This is a genomic window from Daeguia caeni, from assembly GCF_042653845.1.
In the GTDB taxonomy this organism is placed as follows: domain Bacteria; phylum Pseudomonadota; class Alphaproteobacteria; order Rhizobiales; family Rhizobiaceae; genus Brucella; species Brucella caeni.
In genome coordinates this window covers 1-6845 of the sequence record NZ_JBHSEL010000024.1, presented here as the reverse complement: position 1 = coordinate 6845, position 6845 = coordinate 1, and the positions used below count along the sequence as shown (strand labels likewise).

The following is a 6845-nucleotide window of genomic DNA, read 5'->3' as shown; positions in this document are numbered from 1 at the left end:
CGGCTTTTCCTCATGTCGTCTGCTCCTTCTCAGGTTCGGCAGACTCTACATCACAGCGAGGGAACTTCCGGGGGGCAGGTCAAGAAGATTGTATCATCTGTCGTCAGTATAGATAAGCTGTCTCTTCCGACAACAGAAAGAGCGGCATGTAACTTCTCTTACCACGATGATGGAGATGTTATCAGTTTTGCTGACCAGATGATCTCTGTTTCATAAAGAGCAAAACAGAAACATCGTTCTTTGAAATGTTCTGCAAAGAGGGCCATGGATATCAGTCTCTGAATGGAAAGCCGAGTCGGACATAGAGGCATGGCATAAGTCGAGCGCGCCTTTTATATCCGCCCGCTCGTCTCTTTGCATGATGAGTAAACGTCCTGTCACTGCAGAAAACCTCTCAACACATTGCAATTTCGTTAATGCTGTAAGCAGATGTTGTTTGCCGACAGCAATGCCATGAATGGAGAAGTAAATGTAAATTTCCCTTCCCTCACCTTTTCGGTGAGCGCTCGCAAATAGCCACCTGGTGATTGAATGCTTGCTGATTTTTGCAAGATCCAGGCAATAAGGGATGAGAGACGTTCAGCGCCCATGACCTGACTTGCTTCAAGATATGCAGATTTGGTTATGCCAAGAAATCTGGACACAATAGCACTTGCCTCAATCAGATCGCGCCATGAATGAATGCCTTTTGGTGCATAGTCGCAAATATCCGGACATGTTCTGAGAACCATATCGAGCGGAATCTCAGACATGGATGGCCTTGGCATTTGGTTTTCTTGCTGCTGCGATGAGCCAGGATAAGGATCTTTCAAATCAATTGATTTTTCTTTTTCTGATTCAATATGGGATTCTGTCAAGGATTCATTATGCTGCCGCTCATTTTGGGCGGCGTTGCCGCTTAAAAATTGAACATTTTCATTATTATTCAAGTAGTTATCGAGTTCATGGCAGAGTGCGTCGAGTTCCGCCCTGATCGCGGCAAGATCGGCTGCACTCGCGCGGCGTGGAATGGCATCGACGATCGACCGAAAACGGGAAAACAATGCCTGAAGTGTGTGGGAACGTGCTTCAGCGGGAATGGTTTCAAACCGCATGGTGATTTCACGACGGCAGACGGACAACTCGTCACGCAGCCTTTTCAGGCGTTTTTGTTCATTGATGAGCGTCTCCGCGGCAGCACTAATTTCTTCGGCACGGGCCAGCAATGGTGCAAAGGAAAAGCCGAAGGCAAGCTCAATACTGCCATCCTTGTCCTTGTGTGCATAGCGCTTGCGTGTGGGGCTATCCTTACGTTCAATGAAGCCCGCTTCAACCAGGGCTGCAAGATGACGGCGCAAAGTCGATTCCGGCATACCATGTGCACGCAGCGAAAGCTGCCGGTTTGATGGAAAGACGATCAGGCCATTCTTCGCACTGATCTCATCTTCTGGCAGGAAGGACAGAAGCGAGCTTAAGACAGCAAGGCTGCGGTCATTCAGCCTGAAAACGGATTTGGCTAGGCAAAGCTGCTTGTACAAGGCCCATCGATTGACGCCCCTATCCTCTCTTGCCCTCTTCAGGTTTGCAGAATTTTGGGTAAACGATCCCATTCGCCTGCCGATGACAGACGCAATTCTTTCCAGCGATTGCATTTTCTTTCACCTTTTCAGAAGCAAAAGAAATCCACCCGCCAAAACGACGCCAAAGACTCTTGACAGTGATTCGTGAAAATGCGATTCAGAAGGTGTTCAAGACTTTTGAAAGGCTCTCACGACATTTCATTTGTGGGGGCTTTTTCTTTTGCGGTTCAGTCTCCTGTGTTGCTTTGCTTTTGCTGATACTCTTCGTAAAGAGTATCCAGACGGTTTGTTAGCCAAGCACTGAATGGCTCGACATTTGGGTTCGATCCGTCTCGCTGCGTCTTTTTTGTTTTCCAGCTGATCGTCAACGAAACGGCAGAATCATTCGACTTCCAGGAAGTCGCGGCTGACGGCAGTCTAACCTTCTTTGGTGCGGGTTTGTTTTGTGCCTTCAGATAGGCGTAAGCCTTGGTAAACCGATCATCGGATGAAGCAATCGTGGTAAATTCCGGGCTTGCAATAAAAGCATCAAGCCCTCCCCCATTCGCTTTCTTATAGTGTGCTGCAAAATCAATCCAACGGTCACGCCCGACATTTTTTGATGATCCGATAGCATCGATAATGGCCTGTGGAACGCGCTTGGTGACAGAAAGCATACGCGTCAGCATCGGATTATCCGTTGAGAGAGCAGCCTGCACAGTTTCGCGGCTGTATCCCAGATCCGTCAGCTTTTGCGCAAAGACTGCCTTTTCGATGAATGAAAGATTATCGCGGGCACTGTTTTCCTGGCCTTGCGCGATAACATGCACTTCATCGTCAAGCTTCTTGATAACCGCCTTGACCGGCCTTTTCAGCTCCTTGGCAACACGAAGGCGCCGGTGACCAAAAACGACCATATAGCGATTTTCATCCTTGGGATGCGGTCGTACAAGGATCGGGCTATCCTGACCGCGTTCACGAATGGCTTCGAGAAGCTCAGCATAGGCTTCGTCATTGCCTGGCATGCGATCAGAAACAAAGGACGTATCAACCAGGGCAGGGTCCAGTTCAACAACGGCGGCGCCCTCAAGCAGCTTTTCTGCGCGGGCGGCCTGAGCAGACAATTCTCCAATGGAAGACAGCATGGATTTGGTCGCGCCACGCATTGCATAACTCGATGTCCCGCTATTCTTGTCCCGCTCCGGTGCGGGGGAAGTCAGTCCGAGGAGAACGTCCTTGCGTGCCATTTCGCTATCCTGTTCGCGTTAGTTGCCTGTTTTCATTTGCCTTTTCAAGGCTTGTACGGCTGACAATCAATGTCGACCCCACGATTTATGAATAAGGTCCGTGATTTCCGAGTTCACTGCTTCAAGTGCTTCCCATGCGCGGTCATAGGTTGCGCGCGTCATGGAACTGCGCTCAACTTCGTAGAGTGTCTGTTTCGTCAAGCCAGCATCGGAAATGGCGGTGGACTTGACCATTGCATTCTTCAGCATGTTTTCGACAAACATGGACTGCATGAAGCCAACCATCTGTGCCTGCGGAATATCAGTCGGTTCATAGCGGGTGACCAGATAGGCAAACCAGTCGAGCTCAACCTTTACGCCGGCAGATTCGATCGTCGACAAAATGCCGCCGAGCATCAGCAGAAATTGCGACATGGACATCAGATCAAGCATCTGTGGATGAACCGTGATGAGCACGGATGTAGATGCTGTCAGTGCGGTCAGGGTCAAATAGCCAAGCTGTGGCGGGCAATCGATAACCACAACGTCATACCTGTCATCAACCTGAGCAAGCGTTTCGCCAATACGGGTATAGAAGGTCCGTCCGGTTGCAGGGTTCTGCTGAATGGCAAGCGGTGTGTCATATTCATATTCCTGCAGCTCAAGATTGGCAGGTACAATATCCAGCAACGGAAAATTGGTTCGCCGGATGACGTCGGCAAGAGGTTTTCTTTCGTCGTCATAGCGCAGGCTGTCATAATAGGACATGTTGCGGTCCAGTTCAGGCTGGATGCCATGCAGCGCCGTCAATGATGCCTGCGGATCAAGGTCAATGGCAAGCGTCCGGTGTCCGGTAAGAGCCAGATGCTGGGCAAGATGGGCAGCCGTTGTGGTTTTGCCAGAGCCGCCTTTGAAATTGACAACCGATATCACCTTGAGTGGCTCGCCGGGACGACGACGCGGCGAACGCTCCAGATATTCCTGCAGCGCGTGCATTTGTTCGGCCGTGTAGGAACGCCGACCTGTGGCGGACGTTGCCGGCTCAACGCCGCCCTTGCCTTCAAGGTGAAGTTTCTTGATGTAGCTCTGGGATACACCGATAAAATGCGAGACTTCGGCAATCGAAAACGAACGCAAGGTTTTCTGCGCATTGGGTGGAAATTTCTGAATACGCAAATTGTCGAGGCGATTTGAAATCTCTTCGCCTTGTGCCAGGATGGTTTTGGCAAAATGTTGCTTCTGCATTAAAGCGATATCCATACACAGAGCCCTTGAGTAGCGATTTTCGTGATTGTGTCGCGAAAATATCGATACTTTATGAACCGATTCCTGTGCTTTCGCAACAAGTTTAAAGTTAACGAAAGGTTAACGCTTGTCTGGGGTGTTGCTATAGGTTGCATTCCATGATCTGCAAAAATTGTATCATCATTTAACTATTTGAAATTAAAGAGTTTTTATTATCTTGTACGGATGACAACGATATGGACTTCATGAGGTGGAGTGGTAATTGGATATGAAGTCCTTTCATGTTTGACAGTGACGCCTAGAAGGCTGAGGGCCTGTCGTTCGATTGCCGATGGCGATTGCTGTCTGGTTGTGTCTTGGGCTATGGAAATGTTCATTTGCTGGAGGTGGCTCTGACAGATGAGCAGGGATGGCAGGCCGGTCGCATGGGTCGCACAAGATATCGGTTGTTCGGTAGTGGAACAATGACAACAGGCTGACGCTTGTCCTGATTGGTCGAAGGGGTTCGAAAACATCCAGCATTTCTTTGTTTTATCACTAAGCCGGTGAGGGCTTGGATGCAATGAATGAGTTCTGCGCCTTGTGTGAACAGTGTTTCAGCTGGTTGAAGCACAGCAAACGGAATTGAAAGTCAATGCAAAGCTGATAAGAACGATGCGCTGTAAGTTCCATCGGAGAATGCCATGAAATTATATTATAAAGCAGGGGCGTGTTCATTGGCGCCACACATTGTGCTGAGCGAAGCCGGGTTCGAGTATGATCTGGAATCGGTTGATATCAAGGACAAGAAAACTGCCAGTGGTGCAGATTATCTGAAAATCAATCCGCGCGGCGCTGTGCCTGCTCTTGAAATCGAGCCGGGTGTTGTGCTCACCCAGAACGCTGCAATTCTGCAATATATAGGCGATCACTCTGACGTTGCAGCCTTCAAACCTGCCTATGGCAGTATTGAACGTGCGCGGCTGCAGGAAGCGCTTGGTTTCTGTAGTGATCTGCATTCTGCCTTTGGCGGTCTGTTTGCACCCAATGCCAGCGATGAAGTAAAGGCAGCGGCTGTGGCTGCTGTTCACCGTCGACTGAATCAACTGGAAGCTATGCTTGCGGCAGAGAATGATTATTGACTGGGTAAGGATTTTACGCAGGCCGATGCATATGTTTCCGTTGTTCTGGGGTGGGCCGCAATCGTGAATGTTGATATCAGCGCCTATCCAAAGGCTGTGGCACTGCGCGAACGTGTCATTGCCCGGCCGGCAGTTCAAAAAGCCCTTAAAGAAGAAGGCTTGATCTGAACACGCAAGATGTCGGAGGTGAAAATCTCCGACATTTTTACACAGCCACATTCAGGGGGTAGGGGAGAGGTGCTAGCTCTCTTGGCCTTTAATGCAGCGTTATAGATATTGCCTGTGATTCCAGAAGCTGCCAATGTCTATTTGTCTGGATCAGATCAAGCAGGGGCCTCCACAAAGTATGTTCAAATAATACATTGTTTTATATTGATAAAAATATTATATGAAAACAGATATGTTATTGAGTTTAGTTGCTGTGACGATCTTGAGTGGAAAACACCTCAAACCGGCTTCAGACATGGATTTTGCCCGAAGCAATTTTTACGTCATGGCTTGATAGTGGTGATCTGAAAAGCCTTACTCCGCATATCCGGCAATTTCAGTTGGTTCTTCGCAAAGAGCAGGGATTTATCCAGTCTGGACAATAGCCTGTTGCTCAAGCATTGCTCGGTTCATTTTCAGCCAGTCGTTTGTTTCTGCTGAGCGCGCGCAGATGGCTCGAATATCGCCGCATTTTCCGCTGTCGTATGGTGTTCCCCGGGGTGATGACCGGCGGATGGTCAGCGGGATTGTCTACGTGATCCGCAACGGTCTCCAGTGGAAGGACGCGCCGGCTGACTACGGCCCGCACAAAACGCTCTACAACCGCTTCATCCGCTGGAGCAGGATGGATGTGTTCGACCGCATCTCGCCGCGCTCGCCGGCGAAGGGCCGAAAGCGGAGCGCATCATGATCGACGCCAGGCACCTGAAAGCTCACGGCCCGCGGCGAACCTGCTTAAAAAGGGGATGCTCCCCGTCGTATCGGGCGCGCCAAGGGTGGCCTGCACTCCAGGCTCCATGCCGTCTGTGACCAGGATGGACGGCCGATCATCCTGCTGTTGTCGGAAGGCCAGATGAGGGACCCAAAGGCGCTCGTCTCGTGCTTGATGCGCTGCCGCCGGCATCTCACCTGATTGCCGATCGTGGATAGGACAGCGTGTGGTTCAGCGAGGGGCTGGGAAGCCAGGGGACATCGAGCCGTGTATCCCATCCAGCCGAAGCCGCAAAGTCCCGTATGACTATGACACGACCCTCTACCGCCAGCGGCACAAGGTCGAGAACCTGTTCGCCAGACTCAGGGATTGGAGACGCATTGCGCCCCGCTAAGACCGATGCGCTCATGCCTTCTTCTTGCAATCTGTATCGCAGCAGCTGTCATCTTCTGGCTGTGATCAATGAGGCCTGAGTCTAGGCGGGACTTACTCCTGCGATGGAAATGGCAACGTAATAACCAGATATGCAAAAAGGCTGCGAAGAGGTCCGTTTACGCGCTCGATGTACGAGCCCTGTCATATCGTTGGAGTTAAGGATATGGGTATCCGTTTGATTGATCCATTTCGTTTGGCTCGTTGGTAGATAAGGCTTAAAATGCAGTACACATCCTTTGCCTATGCAACAGAGGATCTCTGCAATAAAATTGATGGCTCTGAGAGCCCGACCGAAAATTAAGTTGAGCGATTTCAGTAGTTTATGATTCTCTATGTTTACAAAAACTACGGAGGATCAGAT

4 protein-coding genes and 2 pseudogenes are annotated in these 6845 nt (G+C 50.1%); 3 read left to right on the top strand and 3 right to left on the bottom strand.

The annotated features are described in order from the left end of the window. Nucleotides 1-216, top strand: a 216-nt coding sequence (locus tag ACFO1V_RS02335; RefSeq protein WP_380075046.1) for a hypothetical protein, incomplete at its 5' end; no start/stop codon positions are given. A gap of 197 nt (nt 217-413) precedes the next feature. On the opposite strand, the gene repC is transcribed toward ACFO1V_RS02335, so the two are convergent. The 3 genes from repC to repA form a co-directional block, all read right to left on the bottom strand. Beyond that, nucleotides 414-1631: a plasmid replication protein RepC gene (gene repC, locus ACFO1V_RS02330; protein ID WP_374834576.1), complete on the bottom strand. Its 1218-nt coding sequence runs from the start codon at nt 1629-1631 to the stop codon at nt 414-416. Between the two features lie 155 nt (nt 1632-1786). Continuing rightward, nucleotides 1787-2785 carry a plasmid partitioning protein RepB gene (gene repB / locus ACFO1V_RS02325; RefSeq protein WP_374834574.1) on the bottom strand — a complete coding sequence of 333 codons (999 nt, stop codon included), beginning with the start codon at nt 2783-2785 and terminating at the stop codon, nt 1787-1789. A gap of 66 nt (nt 2786-2851) precedes the next feature. Beyond that, nucleotides 2852-4024: a plasmid partitioning protein RepA gene (gene repA, locus ACFO1V_RS02320; RefSeq protein WP_374834572.1), complete on the bottom strand. Its 1173-nt coding sequence runs from the start codon at nt 4022-4024 to the stop codon at nt 2852-2854. 668 nt (nt 4025-4692) lie between these two features. Between repA and ACFO1V_RS02315 the strand changes: the two are divergent. Continuing rightward, nucleotides 4693-5298 (top strand): annotated as a pseudogene (locus tag ACFO1V_RS02315) (glutathione binding-like protein). A 490-nt stretch (nt 5299-5788) separates the two neighbouring features. After that, nucleotides 5789-6508: pseudogene (locus ACFO1V_RS02310) on the top strand (IS5 family transposase). Nucleotides 6509-6845 lie beyond the last annotated feature (337 nt).